The following is a 20,411-nucleotide window of genomic DNA, read 5'->3' as shown; positions in this document are numbered from 1 at the left end:
GTGGCATCCTTGTCCTCGATGATTTGCGCCTCTAGATCGATTTTATTTTCAAGCAAATTTAAAAAATCAGTCGGCAAAAAGGGCTTGTGTAAAATTTCTGCCTCAATTTCGCATTTTTTGTTACGCGGGGATAGAAAAATCAAACGATTGCAATGCTCCTTTAGCGGCTCTAAATCCACCTTAATATCGCTATCTACGATGATGATGTCATAATCCTCGCCATTGTAAGCATCAAGCTCCTCAAGCTCATAGGACATCTTTCCCGCGCTTAAGTGGATGAGTTTGGATACGACAGGATTTTCGTTTAAAAGTAAAATTTTCATAAAGGCATCCTCAAAAATAATCGCTATTTTATGTTATTTTTTTTAACGCTTTGCTTAGCTGAAAAAGAGAGCCTGCATGTTTGAAAAAATTTCAAGGATCAGGGCTTTGAAATACTGCATCATCACGAGCAAAATCGCAATCAAAACAGCAAATGCTAGGGCTATTTTGATGGGATAGCCGATGACTAAAAGATTAAATTGTGGCATGGTCTTCATCAAAAGTCCAAAAATAACATCAGAAAGCAAGGAAATCGCCAAGATGGGAAAAGACATCGTAAAGCCTATCACAAAGACATTGAGCATCCCAGAATTCAAATAGTGCATGAAATTTTCTCCCGGATAAAACCCTCCCAAATGAATATAACCCAAACTCTGGCTCAAAAATAAAATCATCAAATGATGCCCATCAAAGGCGAGAAAAAAAAGCAGGGCGAGTAAATTTAGAATTTGTGCGATGATGGGCATATTAACGCCTGAGCTCGGGTCCAAAACGCTAGCCATAGTGAAGCCCATCGTAAAAGCAACCTGCTCCCCCGCCATCATCACAATGGTAAAAACAAGCTGCAAAATGAGTCCGGCTATCATCCCAAAAATCATCTCGCTCAAAAGCTGCAGGATGAAAAAGCTATCCAAATGCAAATTTTCAAGCCTCGCTAGGGGGTAGAGAAAGATGGTCAAAAAGAAAACGATGGTGGTTTTGACGACTAAAGGGATGCTGTTGTGCGAGAAAAATGGAAAAAAAACGATGAGCCCACTGAGCCTAGCGAACAAAAGCATGAAGGTCGCTACATTTTTATCGCCGAGATAATTGACAAATTCCATCAAAATTTAAGAGGTAGGTTTTATCACAAAGAGCCGCCAAGGTGCTATCGTGGGTTACAAAAAATAAGGCGGCATCGTTCTTTTTCGCATAGTCGATCAAAAGCTCGATCACATTTTTTGCATTGTCAAAGTCCAAATTTCCCGTTGCCTCATCGGCAAAGATGATCTTCGGCCTCTTACAAAGCACCCTCGCTATGCTGACCCTTTGCTGCTGCCCCCCGCTGAGCCTGCCTATCTTTTGAGACAAAAGCTCTTCGATGCCCAGCCTTTTTAAAATTTCTCCATCCAATTTTTTACCCGACAAAACACTGGCAAGTTCAATATTTTCCAAGGCAGAAAAGCCCTTGAATAAATAATGCGCCTGAAAGATGACGCCAAGCTCCAAGCGGCGAATTTGCAGCCTCTCATCCTCACTCAGGGCGTAAAGATTTTTACCCCGATAAAAAACTTCACCAAGATTAGGCTTTAACAACGAAGAAAGTATGTGCAGGAGGGTGGATTTCCCGCAGCCGCTACTGCCCTGAACGGCCACGCAGTCCTTTTCGCTCAAAATCAAATTCAAATTCTCAAAGAGCGGATAATCAAAGCAATGCCCAAGCCTCTCCGCCCTCAAAAGCTCCATTTTAGCCTATCTGCGCAGCGACCTCTGCCGCAAAGTCCTCAGTCTTTTTCTCCAAGCCCTCACCCACTTCAAAGCGGATAAATTCCACGATTTTAAGGCTACCGCCCCATTCCTTTTCCTTTTCGGCTATGACTTGCGCGATGGTTTTTTTATCATCCATCACATAAAACTGTCCCATCAAAGTAAGCCTACTATCAAGCTGGGAATTTTCAGCGATGAAGCTATTGATTTTCCCAGGTATGATGTTGGCCCAAATTTTTTCAGGCTTGTTCTGCGCCTTAAGCTCGGCCTTGATGTCCTCCTCAGCCTGCCTTAAAATCGCCTCAGTGATCTGCTTTCTGCTTGCAAATTTAGGAATTTTATGCTCGGGTTTATTGGGGTCCTTGAGCCTGCGTCTTTCTTCATTTTCCTTTTCAAGCTCGGCAACCAAAGCCTTGTATTCGTTTTCCACAAATTCCATATCAAGCTCCTCATAGCTCAAATAGCTCGGCTTCATCGCCGCGATATGCATACAGAGCTGCTTGAGAAAGTCCCTCGCCTTAGTCGCAAATTCCACACTATCGCAAGCCGCAGCGATGATAACCCCAACGCGCCCATTGGTGTGCATGTAGCCATTGACCACGCCCTTCTCGCCAGAATTCAGGGTGGCAAATCGCCTCACGACCAAATTTTCACCTATGGTTGCGATTTGACTTTTGAGATATTCTTCAAATTTCACGCCGTTGATGATGCTGGTTTGAAGCTCCTCGACGCTCTTTAGACAGTGGTTTTGAATGTGTGCTGTCGTATCGCGCGTCAGGGCGATAAACTGCTCATTTTTAGCGACAAAATCAGTTTCTGAGTTGATCTCACTCACCGTCGCACTGGTGAAATTCTCATTCACCCTAACGCTCACAAGCCCCTCAGCGGCTAATCTATCGGCCTTTTTTGCCGCCTTTCCCAGTCCCTTTTCTCTCAAAAGCTGGACGGCCTTGTCAAAATCGCCCTCCGTTTCTTTCAGGGCGTTTTTGCAGTCCATCATCCCAGCGCCGGTGCTTTCGCGTAGTTCTTTCACTCTTTGTGCAGAAATTTCAGCCATTATTCTTGCTCCTCCTTAAAATCTTCCTCATCCATCGCCTCGTCCAAAACCTCCTGTTTTTCTTGCTCGCTGATGTCCTCATCGCCCTCATTCAATGGCTCACCATCCTGCTCTCTCAAAGATTTCCCCTCATTGATGGCCTCGGCCATTTCTTGGCAAAAAAGCTGGACAGAACGGATGGCATCATCATTTCCCGGAATGGGATAGGTTACCAAGTCAGGGTCACAGTTGGTATCAAGCGGAGCAACAACGGGAATTTTAAGCCGATTTGCCTCAGCAACGGCGATTTTTTCTTTCACAGTATCGATGACAAAAATCATATCTGGCTGCGTTTTCATGTAGCGAATACCACCCAAATAGGCAAGGAGTTTTTCTTTTTTTCGTGTCAGCATCAGGGCCTCTTTTTTGGTTAAAAGCTTGATGCTCTCATCCTCTTCCATTTTTTCTATCACTTCTAATTTTCTAATGGACTGTCTGATCGTGCCAAAATTCGTCATCATACCACCAAGCCAACGATGATTGACATAGGGCATGCCGCATTTTTCTGCAAATTCTTTAATCGCTCCACTTGCTTGCTTTTTGGTGCCGACAAAAAGTATGGTTTTACCCTCGGCCGCTGCATCGCGCACGATATTATAGGTGTATCTAAAATATCTTAGGGTTTTTTGCAGATCGATGACATAAATCCCTTTTCTTTCTCCAAAAATAAATTTTTTCATCTTTGGATTCCAGCGTCTTGTTTGGTGGCCAAAATGCACACCGCACTCCAACAAATCCCTCATACTGACCATAATGTCTCCTTGTAAATTTAGCTTTTCCTCCGCATCCCTTCATACCAAACAGCTAAATAAGGATTGATGCGTGTGAAATAAAGCGCAGATTGTAGCACAATAAATTTAGTTTTCACTTACGAATTGGAGAAGATTGAGCCGTAGTGGCTCAAAAATTTAATGCAGCTTGGACCAAACAGAACGCTTCCAAGCGATAGCAAAAACACTCAAAATTGCAAAGAAAATCATGATGTAAATTCCCACGCTTTCTCTCTCTTCTTTCTTGCTATCGCCCACTTTTTCAAGATAGGCTATCACTTTAGCCTGAGAAGCTTCGTTAAGTCCTACCCTTGGCATAGCCGTGCCCGGAAGCAATTTTTGCGTATTGTTGATGAAATCATGCAAATACTGCTCCCCCCTACTGCGTATCATCATCGATAAATCAGGCGGCACGGACCCTAAATAAGTCGCTAAATCCTCCTTAGCCGATGCGCTCAAAAAGCCATCATACTTCATATCATGGCATCTGCCGCAAGCCTCGGTGAAGATGAGCTTTTCCTTAGCAAAAGTCGTATCCTTCTGCACTAGGGCATTTTTTTCTTGCTCGTTTTCCACTGAGGCATATTTTGCCTCAAGCTCACGTTTGATCCTAGCATCCTCATTAGCCTCAAATTTCAAAGCCTCTTCCTTAAGATAAGCGATCACATTGGCTATATTTTGATGAACGAGTGCTATAACTTCACCCGAAGTGTCGCTATTGTAGGCTGTCATTATGAAGGCATCACCGAATTTATGATCGACCTTTAGAGCAAGGGCTGGATTTAAAATCAAGGCGGCCAAGAATTTTTCATCATAAAGCAGGGCCGCAGAGCTTAAATCGGGAGGAATCACGCCATAGGCTGAAGAGTCCGTAAAATTCGCCGCGATGCCGTCCTCTTTCAGTCCGTGACAGGCAAAACAATTTCCCTCGAAAAATTCCTTACCCCTTTTTGCATCACCCTTAGAAAAATCAATCTTAGCCACCTCAGTCCACAGGGCCTCCACTTTGCTTAAATTTTCCTTAGCTAGCTCCAAAGCCTTAGTGGCATTTTCTATTTGAGCAGCATCGTCTCCCTTTTTAGCTTCAGCCAAAAGCGCCTCTTTTTCATCCACGACTCCTTTGGCGAAATTCGTATCCTCAACGGCAAAATCAAAATTTGCAGGGGCAACATGAGGCTTCATTACAGAATGCGCATAGGGCTCCACGCCCCAATAAACAAGGGATGTAAAGACTACAACGACAAAAAATATCTTCAACTCTCTCATTTTTTCACTCCCCTTTTTTCCATAATTGTAATGACGGGTAAAATGACGGTGAGTAACAATAAAAACGCTACAGAAGCATAAAATCCCACCCAAGCATTAATACCCGTTGGGGGCAATTTCCCATACACGGTTAGAACGATTAAATCCACAAGCAAAACCCAAAACCATATAAAAAATAAAGGTCTTTCGTGTGCAGGTTTTACCACATCGTTCCTATCCAGCCAGGGGAGCAAAAAGAAGATCACTTGAGCGACACCAAAGGCTGCAAGGCCTATATCAAAAGCCTTGATACTACCCACGTCAAAGAAAAATCCCCTCAAAACCTCATAACTCCATAAAAAATACCACTCAGGGTAAATATGTGCAGGGGTCTTAAGCGTAGCGGCTGGGTCAAAATTAATAGGATCCATCGCAAAAGAAAATTTGAAGCTCACCAAATAAAAAAAGAAAATCATAAAGAGGCAAATGTACATAAAATCTTTGCTCAAAAAGCCCGGCCAAAAAGGGATAACCTTAGCCCCCTTCGTGTCTCCTGCCATGTATTTTTCCGCCTCCAAATCAAAATCAAGCTCCTCAGCGATTTCGTTATTAACATGAGGAATTCTTAGGGAATAAAAGTGCAAAGCAATGATGGCTAAAATCACAATAGGAAGCAAGCACACATGAAGCATAAAAAATCTCGTCAAAGTCGGATCAGACACCGCATAATCGCCCCTTATCCACACGACCAAAGCATCGCCTATGAGTGGAATTCCGCCAAAAAGATTGGTGATGACCTGAGCCGCCCAGTAACTCATCTGCCCCCAAGGAAGCATATAGCCGCTGAAAGCCTCCGCAGAAAACACCACAAACAAAAGCATGCCGCTTATCCAAATCATCTCACGACCCCTTTTATAAGAGCCGTAATAAATTCCCGTAAGCATATGAATGTAAAGGATGAGAAAAATCACCGAAGCTGCCACGCCGTGCATGTGCCGCCAAAGCCAGCCGTATTCCACCTCCTGCATGATGGTTTTATTGACGCTATCAAAGGCCAAAGCCGTATCAGGCTTATAATACATCACAAGCAAGAGCCCCGTGACAAAAAGCACGGCAAAAAGGGTGGTCAAAATCACTCCCATAGCCCACAAGAAATTGATTTTTTTAGGTATCCAGTATTTATTCATCAAAACATCGAGCAATTTATGCACAGCGAGCCTTTGATCAAGCCAATCCACTATGCCATCTGCCTTTCTAATCTGCGCCATCTCACACCTCCGCAATCATCTTTTGATATTCAGGACCTTCCTCGCCCAAAACGAGCTTTGTCCCGTCTATTTTAAAGGGAGGTATGTCCATAGGTCTTGGAGGGGGGCCGAAGACATTTTTGCCACTGGTGTCAAATTCACCCCCATGACAGGCGCATTTAAACAGCTGCTCACTTGGCGCATACGCAGGGATACAGCCCAAATGCGTGCAAAGCCCGATGACAAGCATGTAGGCCGCATCCCCCACAAGCACATCACGCTTCTCGTCTTTTGACATATCCGCGCTTTTTTTGAGGATGAAAATGGGCTTTTTGCGCCACTCTATGGTTCTTAGCTCCCCCTCCTGCATCGCACTCAGATCCACGGTTGTAAAGCCCGCCGCTTTGACGCTTGGGAGCGGGTCCCAAGTTTTTTTCATCGCCACAAGCGAGAAAACACCCCCCACAGCGGCCACAGTCCCAAATGCAAAACCTATAAAATTTCGTCGGCTCTCTGAAGTTTCCATCACCTTCCTTTCCTAAGCTTTCATTTCAAAAAGTTTTAAGAATTTACCTAAAATAAAATAAATTTTTTCTTTAGCTTTCTTTTAGCCATCGCGACTCCTGCGTGAAAGCTATTTTCGATTCATTTGGATGCAAATTTGCAAAATATCCAAAGCCGCAGGGGTTATGCCGCTGATTTGACTGGCAGCAAAAAGCGTCCCGGGCTTAAATTCCTCAAGCTTTTCCACCACTTCATTGCTCAGGCCACTCACTCCCTTGAAATCAAAATTTTCAGGTATTTTTAAGCCGCTCAAGGCGCGCATTTTCTCCACCTGCGCCTTTTGCATCTGCGTGTAGTGGTAGTATTTTGCCTCGCTTAAAATTTCCTGCAAGGAGGCCTCATCCATACCCTCAAAGCAGCCGCCAAGCTTTCGCAGCTTGTCCCTATCAAAGCTGGCCCTAGCGACGATCTTTTGCAGGCTCATCACCGCGGTGATTTTCTCCTCCCCAAGCCTCGCCAAAAGCGCGTTGTTTTCATTACTTGGTGTCCATTGCGTGCCCAGTAGAAATTCCAGGCCCCTTTCTAAATTCGTGCGGATATTTTGGATGTAGGCATAATCCTCCTCGCTCAAAAGTCCCAAATCAAAGCCATATTTTCCAAGCCTCAAAATAGCATTTTCCTCCCGCAAAAGCAGGCGAAATTCCGCCCTTGAGGTGAACATCCTATAAGGCTCCTTCGTGCCCTTGGTGACCAAATCATCAATCAAAACGCCAATATAAGCCTCATCGCGCCCCAAAACAAAAGGCGCCCTCCCCTCCAGAGCCAAAACCGCATTCACCCCCGCCATAAAGCCCTGCGCCGCCGCCTCCTCATAGCCCGTCGTGCCGTTAATCTGCCCCGCGCAATAAAGCCCCGAAATTTTTTTAAGCTCCAAGGTATGCCTCAGCTGCACAGGCTCGATGTAATCATACTCGATCGCATAGCCAAAGCGCGTGATTTTCGCCTCCTCAAAACCCTCGATGCTGCGCAGCATCTTCATCTGCACCTCATAGGGCAGGGAGGTGGAAAAGCCGTTGATGTAGTATTCTGTAGCCTCCCTCGTTTGAGGCTCGATGAAAAGATGATGGCTTTCTTTGTCCGAAAAACGCTTGATCTTATCCTCGATGGAGGGGCAGTAGCGCGGACCCACACCCTCGATCTGTCCCGTAAAAAGCGGGGCGCGGTCAAAATTTTGCCGTATCACTTCGTGAGTTTTTGAATTCGTGCGGGCGATGTAGCAGGGAAGCTGCTCGGGGTTGAAATTTTTCGTGCGAAAGCTAAAGGGCTTGGGGTTTTCATCGCCGTGCTGGATTTCCAAAACGCTAAAATCAATGCTCTTGGCATCCACCCGCGGACAAGTGCCTGTTTTGAGTCGCCCTACCTTTAAATCCAGCTCCCGTAAAAATCTGCCAAGCGGCACGGAGGCTAGCTCCCCCACCCTACCCGCTTGGAGCTGATTTTCACCGATGTGGATGAGGCCATTGAGAAAGGTGCCTGTGGTGAGGATGATTTTGGGAGCGAAATAACACTGGCCCAAATTCGTCCTTAGGCCCTTAACCGTAGAATTTTCAATGAGCAAGGCCACCACCTGCTCCTGAGAAAGCTCTAAATTTTCAAGCCTCAAAAGCCTATTGCGCGCGCTGATGCGATAATTATCCATGTCAATCTGCGCCCTGCTACCCCGCACGGCAACGCCCTTGCTTTCATTGAGAATGCGAAATTGAATCCCCGCCGCATCGGTGATCTCGCCCATCAGGCCGCCCATAGCGTCAAGCTCCTTAACCAAATGCCCCTTAGCCAGACCCCCCACGGCGGGATTGCAGCTGGCCGCGCCGATTTGCTCGATCAGCGTCGTTAGGAGCAGGGTTTTTTTGCCCATTCTAGCCGCCGCAGCGCAGGCCTCTATGCCAGCGTGCCCGCCCCCCACCACGATAATGTCAAACATCTTCAGGGGCTACTTTGTCTCTTGCAGGGAAAAAATGAGCTCGTTGTAGCTTTTTTTCGCCTTTTTACAAAAATCCTCCAAGGTTCTCACTCCCTCAGCAATGCCCTGTTTTTCGGCCCTTAAAAGCTCATCGTAGAGGGAGAGAATGGGAGGCATGGCCTTAGGGTTGGGCTGACGACGCACAGAATAATAGCCTATCATCTTATCCTGCATATCAAACGAGGGGGTTACATTGGCAAAAACCCAGTAAAAATCGCCATTTTTGCTCTTGTTTTTCACGAAGGCAAAAATTTCCTCGCCCTTTTTGATGTAGTCCCACAAAAACTTAAACACAGTCTTAGGCATATCCTCGTGGCGGACGATGTTGTGCGGCTTGTAAAGTATGTCCTTCACACTATAGCCTGCATAATTTAAAAAATCATCATTCGCATAGACGATCTTGCCGCTTAAATCGGTTTTGGAGGTTATCAAGCTGCCCTTTTTTAAAAAAATTTCCTTTCCCATTATCCTTCCTTAAATTTTTAGTTTCTCCAAAAGCGCAGCGCTTTTTTTCTCCAAGTCTTTAATATCGCTTACGATGGCGTTGTAAGTGGCCTTGTCGATATACTCATTTTTAGCATTTTGGATAGAATCTGCCGCCTTTCCTTTTATAAAATCTTTAGCAACTTTTAGCTCATCTTCTGGTATGAATTCATTAATGAGCTCTTTTGCCCTCTCATCCTCGCACAAATTAGAAATCGCATCCTGACTTTCAAGGTCAAATCCTTGCGCACCGTTGAGACTGAGATAAATGTTTGACTTGTAAAGAATGTGATCGATTTTCACCACGGACAAAACAAGCCTCTTTGCAAAGGCGGCAAATTCCGTCCCGAGCACAAAGCTATTTTCCTCAAGATGCTTAAAGGCTGAGGAAAATTTAATGATCCTCTCCTCACTCTCGCTCACAATGCCAAAAATTTGCTCACTACCGGACTGGATGTTTTCAAAATCCTGCTGCATGGTTTGGATGGCGATGGAAATTTCACTTGTTGATTTTTGCGTGCGCTCGGCTAGTTTGCGCACCTCATCAGCCACCACTGCAAAGCCTCTGCCATGCTCGCCTGCCCGGGCGGCCTCGATGGCGGCGTTGAGGGCTAGGAGATTGGTCTGATCGGCTATGTCGCGGATAACCTCAACCACGGAGGTGATGTTTTGTGAATTCGCCACAAAAGTCTGCACAGTCTTTTGACTGGAGCTTACCACTTCCATTAAAGAAGACATCGCCTCTTGTAAAGAATCTACCTCCGTGCCGTTTTCTGTGGCGGTTTTTGTGATCAAATCCACAGTACCATAAACATTATTCATCACGCTAATATCGGCGTTGAAGGAGTTTGAAATTTGAACCAAGTCTTTATTTTGATTACCAAGACTTAGGTCCATTAGAGTTTTGGATAGGGCGTTTTTGAAGGTCGATTTTGCGGTTGTTTCTATATCGAATAAGGCCTTGTTGATGAAGTCGATATTGCTAGCAAAAATTCCCTTCAGTCCATCGGGCAAGGCCTTGCGGTAAAACACACCTCTTTGAGAGCAGGCAACAGAGGTATTAATCTCTCTCAAGTAAGCCTCAAGCCCGTCGATGGTGTTGTTAAGATTATCGGCGATTTTAGCAAGCTTCTTGCTTTTCGTCCCCGTATAGACGATGCGGTGGTCAAAATTGCCCTCCTTGAGCTCACCGGAGAGCGTTAAGAATTTCTCCAGCATCCGCTCCTCATCACTGCGGCTCATCGCCATCACAATCAAAAGCCCCGTCGCAGCAGTAAAGAATCCAAGCGCCATAAAAACGCCGCCAAAAATCAAAACCGCAATGCCAAGTAAATTTAATAAAATAGCCAAAATGAAGCACTTTTTCATCACCATCCTCAATGCTTATAGAATTCTAAAGAAAAGAAGTATATAAGACAAATTTTTAACCTTCCATAAAAGTATACTTTTTACCGAGCGGTCAAAGCATTTACAAAATTTATCGTAAAATACGGCCTTTAATTTTACAAAGGAGCTTAATAATGCAGTTTCAAACCGAGGTCAATCAGCTCTTGCAGCTTATGATTCACTCCTTATACTCAAACAAGGAAATTTTTTTAAGAGAGCTTGTATCCAACGCCAGCGATGCCCTTGATAAGCTTAATCTCCTAAGCGTGAGCGATGATGCTTACAAAAGCCTTAAATTTGAGCCCAAAATTGAAATCAAAATCGACAAAGACAAAAAAATCCTCACCCTTTCAGACAACGGCATAGGGATGAATAGAGAGGATCTAATCAACCACCTTGGCACCATCGCCAAAAGCGGCACGAAGAGCTTTTTGGAAAGCCTAAGCGGGGACTCCAAAAAGGACTCCCAGCTCATTGGGCAGTTTGGCGTGGGCTTTTACTCCGCCTTCATGGTCGCGGACAAAATCGAAGTTTTAAGCAAAAAGGCCCTAGAGGATAAGGCTTACCTTTGGGTCTCCGATGCTAGCGGCTATGAGATAGAGGAGGCAAGGAGAGACGAGCAGGGCACGAGCATCACCCTGCACCTCAAGGATGAGGAATTTTGCAACGCCTACAAGATAGAAAGCATCATAGAGAAGTACTCAAACCACATCCAGTTTCCCATTTTTATGGAAAAAGAGGAGTTCATCCCCCTCACCGAGGAGGAAAAAAAGGAAAATAAGGAGCCCAAAAAAGAGCTTAAAATTTCGCAAATCAACAAAGCCAACGCCATTTGGAGGATGGCAAAATCCAGTCTCAAGCCTGAAGATTACGAGAATTTTTACGCGCAAAATTTTCACGACTCTAACAAGCCCCTACTCTACCTCCACACCAAAAGCGAGGGTAAATTTGAATACAACTCCCTCTTTTTCATCCCGCAAAATGCGCCCTTTGACCTCTTTCGCGTGGATTATGAAAGCGGCCTAAAGCTTTATGTAAAGCGGGTTTTCATCAGCGATGATGACAAGGAACTTTTGCCGATCTATTTGCGTTTTGTGAGGGGTATCATTGATGTGGAGGATTTGCCGCTTAATGTCAGTCGTGAAATTTTGCAGGAAAATACCATTTTAAAAGCCGTCAAAGAGGCCAGCGTGAAAAAAATCCTGAACGAGCTTGAAAGGCTAAAGGAAAAAGATAAAGAAAAATATTTAGAATTTTTCAAAACCTTCGGCAGAGCCTTGAAGGAAGGCTTATACGGCTTTGGCGCAGAAAAGGAAAATTTACTAAAGCTAATGCTTTACAAAAGCAGCAAAAGCGAGACTTTGCGCTCTTTGGGCGAGTATAAAAACGACCTAATCCCCGAGCAGAAAGAAATTTTCTACATCACAGGAAATAGCGAATCCCTGCTGCGAAATTCCCCCCTGCTTGAGGAATACAAGGCGAAAAATATTGAGGTTTTGCTGATGGATGATGAGATCGATAGCCTCATCATGCCGAGCATGGGTGAATTTGAGGGGCTAAAATTCACCGCTATCAATCAGGTCGAGGACAAAAACGAGCTTAGCGATGAGGAAAAGCAAAATTTCGCCCCGCTTTTAGCGAAATTTAAGGAGCTTTTAAAGGAAGAGGTCGAGGATGTGCGACTGACCTCGAGGCTCAAGGATAGCCCAAGTTGCGTAGTTTATGACAAAAATAAGCCCGATTTTGCGATGCAGCAGCTTTTAAAGCAAATGGGACAGGAGCAGAATTTCAAGCCGATTTTAGAGCTCAATCCCAAGCACGAAATTTTTGCCAAGCTTCAAAACAACGAAAGTTTCGCCCCCGACATCGCCACTTTGGTTTTGAATATGGCCAAGCTTAGCGAGGGCATGGGCGTGGAAAACACCGCCGCTTTTAACGCCAGTCTCAGCAAAATCATCACCAAGGCCCTGTCGTGATCGAAAATATCCCCGCAGAAATTTGGACGCAAAGCTTGAATGAGTATCAAATTTTTGATGTCCGCACTCCAGCCGAGTGGGCGGAGGGGGTTTTGCAAAATGCTCGGTGCGTGGCCTTGTATGATGATTTGGGCTCGTTCAATACGAATTTCGTGCAAGAAATTCAAAGCGCTCTTGATGGAAGCGATAAAATCCTAGCCTTCATCTGTCGCAGCGGGGGCAGGAGCGAGATAGCCGCTAGGATAGTGCTTGATGAGCTTGGCATCAGGGGGGTGAATTTGGACGGGGGGATGCTGGCCCTGGAGAAAGAAGCGTGATAGAGTTTTACCTCCTCATCGCGGCGCTTTCCTTTCTCGTGCTTTATTTTGCGGTCAAAAAATTCAGCCTAAACATCGACGAAAAAGCCCTTTTAGAGCCGATAAAATCAGAGCTTTACCCTCAGTTTTGCGACTGCATTGACGGGAAGATCAGGGAGCTCAAAGAGGGGGTTGAGGGGCAGAATTTGAGCCTCAAAAACCCTGAGCAAAAAGAGGATTTTTTAGAAAAGCTCGGGGATTTGAGCCGTGAGCTTACCTTCATCCAAACGATGAATTTGAGCAAAAAAAACGAGCAAATTTGGCAAAAAGAGCTTTTTGATTTTTTGAAAGATTTGGAAAATTTAATTCTAGAATTTTTAGAGCAAGGCGAAGAAATCGGCGACAGACTCAGGCAAGAGCTTATGGAGGCTTTTGAGAATTTAAAAAAAGAGTGAGTCCCCCACCCCGCCGCTTTGTCGCGGCCGCCTTGGGGTAAAATTCTAAAGCCCCATTTTGAAAGGATTGAGAATGTTGTTGGGGTCGAAGGCTTTTTTGATATTTCGCATCAAATCAAGCTCCCCAGCACTGAAGGCCAAATGCATAAAAGGCGCCTTAGAAAGCCCTATGCCATGCTCCCCGCTCAGGGTCCCACCAAGCTCCACCGTGAGCCTGAAAATCTCCTCCACCGCCTCATGCCCCCTCCTCACCTGCTCCTCGTCATTTTTATCCACCATCACATTGGTGTGGACATTCCCATCACCCGTATGCCCGAAGCAGGGAATTTTAAAGCCGTATTTTTGTGAAATTTTCTCGATACCCTCAAGCAGTTCGGGTAGCTTAGAGCGCGGCACAGTGATGTCTTCATTGAGTTTTAACGAGCCATACATTGCGATGCTTTGCGAGCAATTTCTACGTGCAAACCAAATGTCCGCCGCCTCTTGCTCATTTTGCGCAATCTTAAATTCCAGGGCCCCATTTTGCAAAAAATACTCCCTAAGCCTTGATAAATCATTATCCAAGGCCTCCATGATATTGCCATCCACATCGGTGATCAAAATCGCCCCCGCATCCACAGGCAAGCCCTTGTTGAATTTCGCCTCCACCGCACGGATGCTAAGATTATCCAAAAATTCCATACTCACAGGATTTACCCCGCCCGCAAGGCTTTTATAAACCGCATCCATCGCATCCTTCACGCTAGAAAAGCTCGCAAAAGCCGTCTTTTTAAAGCGCGGCATGGGGATGAGCTTTAGGGTCAGCTCACTCAAAACGGCCAAGGTCCCCTCACTGGCGATTAAAATTCCCGCTAGATTATAGCCCGCCACATCCTTGATGGTGCGCTTTCCCGCCCTTATCACCTCCCCGCTGGGCAAAACCGCTCGCAAAGCCATCACATAGTCTTTCGTGATGCCGTATTTTGCCGCCCGCATCCCGCCGGCATTTTCACTCACATTGCCCCCCAAAGAAGAATACTCCATGCTCGCAGGATCGGGTGGATAAAAAAGCCCGTGCTTAGCCACCTCTTTTTGAAGCTGCGTATTTATGAGACCCGGCTGCACCACGGCGACTAAATTTTGCAAATCAAGCTCTAAAATTTGATTCATATGCTTTTCAAAGCTCAAAACCAAGCCGCCATTAACCGCTAGTGCCCCGCCCGTAAAGCCCGAACCCGCCCCGCGTGGGACGATGAGGATGCGATTTTCGTTGCAGAATTTGAGGATGGCGATGATGTCCTCTTCGTTTCTTGGAAAAAGCACCCCATCAGGCTGGTAGTGCTTCTTGGTCGCATCATAGCTGTAGGCCCTGCGGTGGATGGGGTCAAAGTGGGCATTCTCCTCGCCCAAAAGTCGCGTGAAAAAGCCCTGAAATTCTGCGCGCATCATCTTGCTCTGAGTGGGTCGATCAGAGTCTCATAGTAGCGGTAAAAATCCCCGATCTCTTCGGAATTTATGTTGAAAAAATCACTCCGGTAGCCTTCTATCCTAGAATAAAACGGCGCTTGCTGGGTGCTGGAATTTAGAGCCACATCCTCCTCATAAAGGACATGAAAATCCTGACAATCGACCAGCTTGATCTTATCCCTGAGCGCGAAGGCTAAGATCCCCACGGCATTGTCCGAGCAGAATTTTCTAAAGTCGGCGCGCTTGGGGGCTGGGGCATTGGCTCTGATGAGCTGCGCGCCCAAAACATCGATGTGCGTGAAGTATAGGGAAGGAAATTTTTGCACGAGCCAATCGTGACTCGTCCTGTCTGGGGCTATCGCCACGGCTCTGTCGTAGAGGAAATTCAAAAGCACCTCATCGCCCACTTCTGGCAGGATGTTTGGCAGGGGTAGGGCCTCCTGCTCTAGGGAGTCGAAGACCTTAAATTCAAGCTTGGCGAGGCCGTTTTCCTTCTGGATGACGCTCACCCTTGCTATGATGCTTTTTGAGTGCTTGAAGCGATGGCTGACGATCCCGCTAGCGTGTAGCCTTATCCCCGGCTCATCCCTCACATAAGCGTGAGGCCCATCCACCTTCAAAAGCTCTGACTTGACGGGCTTTAAATCAAAATCCGCAAATAAATTCACACCCAAAACCAAGAAAAATAAAAGCAATTTCAACAAAGGGACTCCTTAAAATTCAGCGTGATTTAGGGTGGGCATTATAATGCTTTTCGTTAAATAATCGTAAGAAAAGTTAAGTAGAATGCGGAATTTGTTTAATCCAAACGGGGCGATGCGATGGTGAAAAAAATGATATTTTTGTGCTTTTTGTTTTCATTGAGGGCCTTTGCGCTCTCAAGCACTGAGGAGCACATTTGGGAAAATGGCGACACCCTGCTGCAATTTTTACAGAGAAATTCCATTCCCATGTCTTTATATTACGAGCTTGACAAGGAGGATCAAGAACTCGCCTCAGAAATCGCCTACAAGGCAAAATATCAAATTTTAAAGGATGAAAACAATCGCATCGAGCAGGTCCTCATCCCCATCAGTGATGAGCTTCAAATTCACATTTACAAGAATAAAGAGGAGCAGTTTAAGCTCACTTTCACGCCCGTAGATTACATCAAAGAGGATAGAATTTTACGCCTTGTGGTGAAAAACTCGGCCTATCAGGATGTTTATGAGGAGAGTAAAAGCTCGACCCTAGCAAGGGCCATGGTGCGCTCGTTTAAGGGCAGTGTGAATTTTCGTAACATCCAAAAAGGCGATAAAATCACCCTTTACTACTCACAAAAAAGGCGGATGGGGAAGCTTTGGGGCGACATCAGCATCAAAATGGCCGTGGTTGAAATCAACAAAAACGCCAGAGAAATTTTCCTCTACAACGACACATACTACGGACGCAACGGCAAAGAAATAGAATCCTTCCTCCTCGCCAAACCCGTCAATCACGCACGAATTTCCTCCCACTTCACCACCGCACGCTACCATCCCATTTTAAAGCGCTACAGAGCGCATTTGGGCGTGGATTATGCAGCGCCCACAGGCACACCCGTGAAAAGTGCGGGAAATGGAGAAATCATCTTCATCGGCACACAAAATGGCTACGGCAAGGTCATCAAAATCAAGCACGCCTCAGGCTACACCACGCTTTATGCGCATCTTAGCCGCTTTGCGAAGGTCAAAAAGGGGCAAAAGGTCAAGCAGGGGCAGCTCATCGCCTATGTGGGCTCGACGGGGATGAGCACGGGGCCGCATTTGCATTTTGGGGTCTATCTCAACAATAAGGCCATCAATCCGCTTTCTGTGGTCAAAATCGCCAAGTCCGAACTGAGCGCCAAGTCCAAAAAAGATTTTCAAAACAAAATCGCAGAATATGAAAGCGCCATCAAAGAAGCGATAGAAAACGACAGGCCTAATCCGCCCAAGGAAGAGGACTTTGAAAATTTCATAGAATTTTAGAGCCTAGCCCTTGAACCAAGTGGCGATTTTTTCAAACAGACCCTTTTGCTCCTGATGCACACCGTCTTGGACGCCAAAACTCTCACCAAGCTGCTCCAAGAGCTTGGTTTGCTCCTCGTTGATGGTGTGAGGGAATTTGATCGCAATCTGCACGATCTGCCTCCCAATGCGTGAACTTCGCACATCTTTAACGCCCTCATTTTCAAGCACAAAGCGCTGCCCGTCTTTGGCTCCTTTGGGCAGGGACAAAAGCGCCTCGCCCCGTATGGTCGGCACTTTCACGCTTTGCCCCAAGATGGCCTGGGTGAAAAACACGGGAAATTCTATGTAAATGTCCTCATCATCGCGGATGAAAATCGCATCCTCCGCGGCAAAAATTTTGACGAACAAATCCCCCCTTGAGCCGTCTTTTCCAACATTTCCCCTAGCACTCACCCTAAGGCTCATGCCGCTGTTGATCCCCTCAGGCACACTCACCTCAACCCTATCCGCAAACTCATCAAAGCCCCTACCCTTGCATTCTGGGCATTTTTCACCGGCACTCTCCCCACTTCCTCTGCAATCGGGGCAGGTTTGCGCGAAGGTAATGAAGCCCTGCTGCACCCCCACCTGCCCTCTGCCTCGGCACTTGGGGCAGGTTTGCAATTTGCCCCCCTTGGCCCCGCTTGCATTGCAGCTTTGGCAAGCCTTTTTGTAGCTAAATTCCACTTCTTTTTTGCAGCCAAAAACGGCTTCTTTGAAACTGAGATTTAGAGCTATGGCTAAACTGAGGTCAAAATTCTCGCCCTGGGACCTCTTTTTGCGACTTCTGGATCCCCCGCCGAAAAAACTGGAAAAAATATCGTTCAAATCCTCAAAATCTGAAAAGCCTCCAAATCCCCCACTTGCGCCCCTCAAGCCCTCTTTGCCATAGCGATCATAAAGAGCTCTTTTTTCATCATCGCTCAAAATTTCATAGGCCTCATTGATGAGTTTGAATTTGCTTTCAGCTTCCTTGTCGCCTTGATTCCTGTCCGGATGATACTGCAGGGCGAGTTTGCGGTAGGCCTTTTTAATGCTCTCCTTGTCGGCGTTTTGCGCAATTTCTAAAATTTCATAATAACTCAGTTCCACACATTTCCCTTATTTAAATTTAGTTTAAAAACAAAGCGCGCAATTTACCAAGTTTTTAATTTATTTTAGATAAAATCGGGCAAGAATTTAATGGGAGCGAAGCGATGATTAAAATTTTGATGATAGAAGATGACCCTGATTTTGCGCAGCTTTTGTCGGAGTACCTTGTTCAATTTAATATCAAAATCACCAATCACGAAAGCCCAAAAGAAATTTCTATAGATAAGCTTGGAACTTATGACTGTCTCATTTTGGACCTGACCCTGCCGGGGATCGACGGGCTGGAAATTTGTAAGGAAATTCGGCAAAAAAGCCATATCCCCATCATCATATCCTCAGCTAGGGGTGATTTGAGTGATAAGGTCGTGGGACTGCAAATCGGTGCGGATGATTACCTGCCAAAGCCCTACGATCCCAAAGAAATGTATGCGAGGATTATCAGTCTCATACGGCGCAGCAAGAGGACAGAAAATGAAGCGAAAATCGACTCCAACTCTGCTTTTAAGGTGGATGCAAAGAGGCACGAAATCAGCTACAAGGGTAAGGTGCTCACTCTCACTCCAGCAGAATATGAAATTTTAGAGCTTCTCATCGCGCAGCATGGCTATTCTGTGCCGCGAGAGCAGCTGGTGCAGGGCTGCAAAAGCCTCAAGGATAAGGACTCTAAGAGCCTTGATGTCATCATCGGGCGCCTTAGGGTGAAAATCGGCGATAATTCCAGATCCCCCAAACACATTTTTTCAGTACGCAGTATAGGCTATAAGCTCATAGGATAATGATGCAGAGGTATTCCATACGCTCCAAGCTTATAAGCTTGCTTTTTATTGTTTTTTCGCTTTTGTGTGTGTTTTTTGTTGTGATTTTAGATAGGGAAAATAAAATCAACAATGAAAAAATCAACTCGGTTCAAAGAGAAATCATATATTTTTTGTCCCAGCAAACTGAGGAGTATTTCATACGCAATTTGCCGGACAATACCGAAAATATGAGACTTGTGGAGATTAAAAATAAAAAGCTCATCGAAAAAATACGCGCTGAGGGTAGGACGATCTTTACGCACACTACGAATTATTGCCAATTTTCCTCCCTGCTTTACAGCTGGAGAATGTATTTGAGTTTGGACTGCAAGGCTTTTCAAAAAATTTACACCTATGACCAAGAAGACGATCGCATCGATAATGTCCTGCTAACCAGCTTTCTATTTTTCGTAGTCCTCATCATTTTGACCTACATTTCTCTCTTCAAATCGCTCAAGCCGCTGGGTCAGCTCAAGGATGAAATCATCAAAATCAGCCATAATGAAATTGAGGATTTTAGCCAATATGACAATGATGAAATCGGCACCATCGCTGCAGAATTCAGCAAGGCCTACCGCAAAAATAAGGACCTGATCCGCTCGCGACAGCTTTTTCTGCGCACCATAATGCACGAGCTAAAAACCCCAATAGGCAAGGGCAGGATCATCGCCGAAATGACCAAAGAAGCGAAGCAAAAAAAGCGTTTGATTGAAGTTTTCGAGCGGATGAATCGCCTCATCAATGAGCTGGCAAAAATTGAAAATCTCTTTTCTAAAAATTACAGTCTCCATCTCAAAAACAACCCCTTTAGCGCCTTTTTGAACGAAGCGAAAAATTATCTTTTGAGGGATGATTTTGATAAAATCATCAAAATCAAGCTGCACAGCGATCCCATCATCAACGCCGACATTGAAATTTTTTCCCTCATCTTAAAAAATATGCTCGATAATGCCCTAAAATATTCCAAAGAGGGCACTTGCGAGCTTGAGTGCTTCATCGATCATTTTGTCGTTAAAAATTCAGGCGAGCCCCTAAAAGAGCCGATAGAATACTACCTCAAAGCCTTCACGCGTGATAAAAATCTCAAAAAAGAAGGCATGGGGCTGGGACTTTATATCGTCTCCGAAGTGTGCAAACTGCACGGCTTTAGCCTACTTTATGAATACAAAGCGCACAAGCACTGCTTTAAGGTTCTTTTTGGAAGCATCCAATGAACCACAAGGGCTTAGAGAAATTTAACGAGCTTGTGCAAAGCTTCGCCTCCCTACCCACCATAGGCAAAAAAACCGCCATAAGGCTTGCCTATCATCTTTGCATCAAAAGCCCGCTCGAAGGGACAAAACTCGCTCACAATATCGAAAACGCCCTGCGCTTCATACGATTTTGCAAACGATGCGGAGCGCTCAGTGAAAATGAATTGTGCGAAATTTGCAGCGATGAGGGCCGGGAAAAAAAACTGCTTTGCATCGTGGAAAATCCTAAGGATGTGTTGATTTTAGAAGAAAGCGGGAGTTTTCAGGGTTTTTATTTTGTTTTGGATGATTTGAGCGAGGAAAAAATCGCCAAGCTAAGAGCCCACATCACTGCTCTGCAAAGCGAGGAGGTGATCTTCGCCCTCACCCACAGCGTGAGCTCGGATGCGATTATATTTTTCATCGAAGAGCAGCTTAAGGATTTGGCCCTGAAATTCAGCAAAATCGCCCAAGGAATCCCAAGCGGCGTTCATTTGGAAAATGTCGACTTCATCTCCCTGCATCAGGCCTTAAATTTCCGCACGAAAATCCACTAACCCCCAAGC

The 20,411-nt window shown here is 45.5% G+C and carries 20 protein-coding genes and 1 pseudogene; 7 read left to right on the top strand and 14 right to left on the bottom strand.

The window, feature by feature from the left end:
• The 11 genes and pseudogenes from Q4A73_RS01730 to Q4A73_RS01680 form a co-directional block, all read right to left on the bottom strand.
• A pseudogene (locus Q4A73_RS01730) lies at positions 1-323 on the bottom strand (hypothetical protein); the annotation flags it as partial.
• A 54-nt stretch (positions 324-377) separates the two neighbouring features.
• A complete protein-coding gene (fliR, locus tag Q4A73_RS01725) occupies positions 378-1,145 on the bottom strand; it encodes a flagellar biosynthetic protein FliR (RefSeq protein WP_303205709.1) in 768 nt (255 codons plus the stop codon).
• The gene (locus tag Q4A73_RS01720; protein ID WP_303205708.1) at positions 1,117-1,767 is read right to left on the bottom strand and encodes an ABC transporter ATP-binding protein; all 651 of its coding nucleotides are present in this window, start codon (positions 1,765-1,767) and stop codon (positions 1,117-1,119) included. Before Q4A73_RS01720 ends, fliR begins: the two co-directional genes overlap by 29 nt.
• A 1-nt stretch (position 1,768) precedes the next feature.
• Positions 1,769-2,845, bottom strand: a complete 1,077-nt coding sequence (gene tsf, locus Q4A73_RS01715) for a translation elongation factor Ts (RefSeq protein ID WP_303205707.1) — start codon at positions 2,843-2,845, stop codon at positions 1,769-1,771.
• Positions 2,845-3,636, bottom strand: coding sequence for a 30S ribosomal protein S2 (gene rpsB, locus Q4A73_RS01710; protein ID WP_303205706.1), 792 nt, complete (start codon positions 3,634-3,636; stop codon positions 2,845-2,847). Before rpsB ends, tsf begins: the two co-directional genes overlap by 1 nt.
• 156 nt (positions 3,637-3,792) lie before the next feature.
• Positions 3,793-4,920, bottom strand: a complete 1,128-nt coding sequence (locus Q4A73_RS01705) for a c-type cytochrome (RefSeq protein WP_303205705.1) — start codon at positions 4,918-4,920, stop codon at positions 3,793-3,795.
• Positions 4,917-6,167: a cytochrome bc complex cytochrome b subunit gene (locus Q4A73_RS01700; RefSeq protein ID WP_303205704.1), complete on the bottom strand. Its 1,251-nt coding sequence runs from the start codon at positions 6,165-6,167 to the stop codon at positions 4,917-4,919. Before Q4A73_RS01700 ends, Q4A73_RS01705 begins: the two co-directional genes overlap by 4 nt.
• Before the next feature lies 1 nt (position 6,168).
• Positions 6,169-6,672, bottom strand: a complete 504-nt coding sequence (gene petA, locus Q4A73_RS01695; protein WP_303205703.1) for a ubiquinol-cytochrome c reductase iron-sulfur subunit — start codon at positions 6,670-6,672, stop codon at positions 6,169-6,171.
• A gap of 108 nt (positions 6,673-6,780) precedes the next feature.
• Complete coding sequence (gene mnmG, locus Q4A73_RS01690) at positions 6,781-8,634, bottom strand: tRNA uridine-5-carboxymethylaminomethyl(34) synthesis enzyme MnmG (RefSeq protein ID WP_303205702.1); 1,854 nt, start codon at positions 8,632-8,634, stop codon at positions 6,781-6,783.
• Between the two features lie 9 nt (positions 8,635-8,643).
• A complete protein-coding gene (locus Q4A73_RS01685; RefSeq protein WP_303205701.1) occupies positions 8,644-9,138 on the bottom strand; it encodes a PAS domain-containing protein in 495 nt (164 codons plus the stop codon).
• 9 nt (positions 9,139-9,147) lie between these two features.
• On the bottom strand, positions 9,148-10,404 hold the full coding sequence (locus Q4A73_RS01680; RefSeq protein WP_303205711.1) for a methyl-accepting chemotaxis protein: 1,257 nt from the start codon (positions 10,402-10,404) through the stop codon (positions 9,148-9,150).
• 272 nt (positions 10,405-10,676) lie between these two features.
• Here Q4A73_RS01680 and htpG point away from each other — a divergent pair, with 272 nt between their 5' ends.
• The 3 genes from htpG to Q4A73_RS01665 are packed head-to-tail and all read left to right on the top strand — an operon-like array spanning position 10,677 to position 13,269.
• Positions 10,677-12,518, top strand: coding sequence for a molecular chaperone HtpG (htpG, locus tag Q4A73_RS01675; RefSeq protein ID WP_303205700.1), 1,842 nt, complete (start codon positions 10,677-10,679; stop codon positions 12,516-12,518).
• A complete protein-coding gene (locus Q4A73_RS01670; RefSeq protein WP_303205699.1) occupies positions 12,515-12,835 on the top strand; it encodes a rhodanese-like domain-containing protein in 321 nt (106 codons plus the stop codon). The genes htpG and Q4A73_RS01670 overlap by 4 nt, the downstream gene beginning before the upstream one ends.
• Positions 12,832-13,269 carry a hypothetical protein gene (locus Q4A73_RS01665; RefSeq protein ID WP_303205698.1) on the top strand — a complete coding sequence of 146 codons (438 nt, stop codon included), beginning with the start codon at positions 12,832-12,834 and terminating at the stop codon, positions 13,267-13,269. Before Q4A73_RS01670 ends, Q4A73_RS01665 begins: the two co-directional genes overlap by 4 nt.
• A gap of 45 nt (positions 13,270-13,314) precedes the next feature.
• Here the strand turns inward: Q4A73_RS01665 and Q4A73_RS01660 are convergent, their stop codons facing one another.
• Together Q4A73_RS01660 and Q4A73_RS01655 are read right to left on the bottom strand one after the other, a co-directional pair.
• A complete protein-coding gene (locus Q4A73_RS01660) occupies positions 13,315-14,694 on the bottom strand; it encodes an FAD-linked oxidase C-terminal domain-containing protein (protein ID WP_303205697.1) in 1,380 nt (459 codons plus the stop codon).
• Positions 14,694-15,419: a plasminogen-binding N-terminal domain-containing protein gene (locus Q4A73_RS01655; protein ID WP_303205696.1), complete on the bottom strand. Its 726-nt coding sequence runs from the start codon at positions 15,417-15,419 to the stop codon at positions 14,694-14,696. The genes Q4A73_RS01660 and Q4A73_RS01655 overlap by 1 nt, the downstream gene beginning before the upstream one ends.
• Before the next feature lie 117 nt (positions 15,420-15,536).
• Between Q4A73_RS01655 and Q4A73_RS01650 the strand changes: the two genes are divergently transcribed.
• On the top strand, positions 15,537-16,703 hold the full coding sequence (locus Q4A73_RS01650) for a peptidoglycan DD-metalloendopeptidase family protein (RefSeq protein WP_303205695.1): 1,167 nt from the start codon (positions 15,537-15,539) through the stop codon (positions 16,701-16,703).
• 3 nt (positions 16,704-16,706) lie between these two features.
• Here Q4A73_RS01650 and dnaJ read toward each other — a convergent pair whose 3' ends face one another.
• A complete protein-coding gene (dnaJ, locus tag Q4A73_RS01645; RefSeq protein WP_303205694.1) occupies positions 16,707-17,816 on the bottom strand; it encodes a molecular chaperone DnaJ in 1,110 nt (369 codons plus the stop codon).
• 104 nt (positions 17,817-17,920) lie between these two features.
• On the opposite strand from dnaJ, the gene Q4A73_RS01640 reads away from it, so the two are divergent.
• From Q4A73_RS01640 to recR, 3 genes are read left to right on the top strand one after another with little or no spacing between them, the layout of a single operon-like run.
• Complete coding sequence (locus Q4A73_RS01640) at positions 17,921-18,592, top strand: response regulator transcription factor (protein ID WP_303205693.1); 672 nt, start codon at positions 17,921-17,923, stop codon at positions 18,590-18,592.
• The gene (locus Q4A73_RS01635) at positions 18,592-19,827 is read left to right on the top strand and encodes an ArsS family sensor histidine kinase (protein ID WP_368492640.1); all 1,236 of its coding nucleotides are present in this window, start codon (positions 18,592-18,594) and stop codon (positions 19,825-19,827) included. The genes Q4A73_RS01640 and Q4A73_RS01635 overlap by 1 nt, the downstream gene beginning before the upstream one ends.
• On the top strand, positions 19,824-20,402 hold the full coding sequence (gene recR / locus Q4A73_RS01630; protein WP_303205691.1) for a recombination mediator RecR: 579 nt from the start codon (positions 19,824-19,826) through the stop codon (positions 20,400-20,402). Before Q4A73_RS01635 ends, recR begins: the two co-directional genes overlap by 4 nt.
• Positions 20,403-20,411: the final 9 nt, after the last annotated feature.

The sequence above is a fragment of the Campylobacter sp. genome, assembly GCF_030528245.1.
In the GTDB taxonomy this organism is placed as follows: domain Bacteria; phylum Campylobacterota; class Campylobacteria; order Campylobacterales; family Campylobacteraceae; genus Campylobacter_D.
The sequence above is the reverse complement of the archived record's forward strand: the minus strand, read 5'-3'. Positions and strand labels throughout refer to the sequence as shown.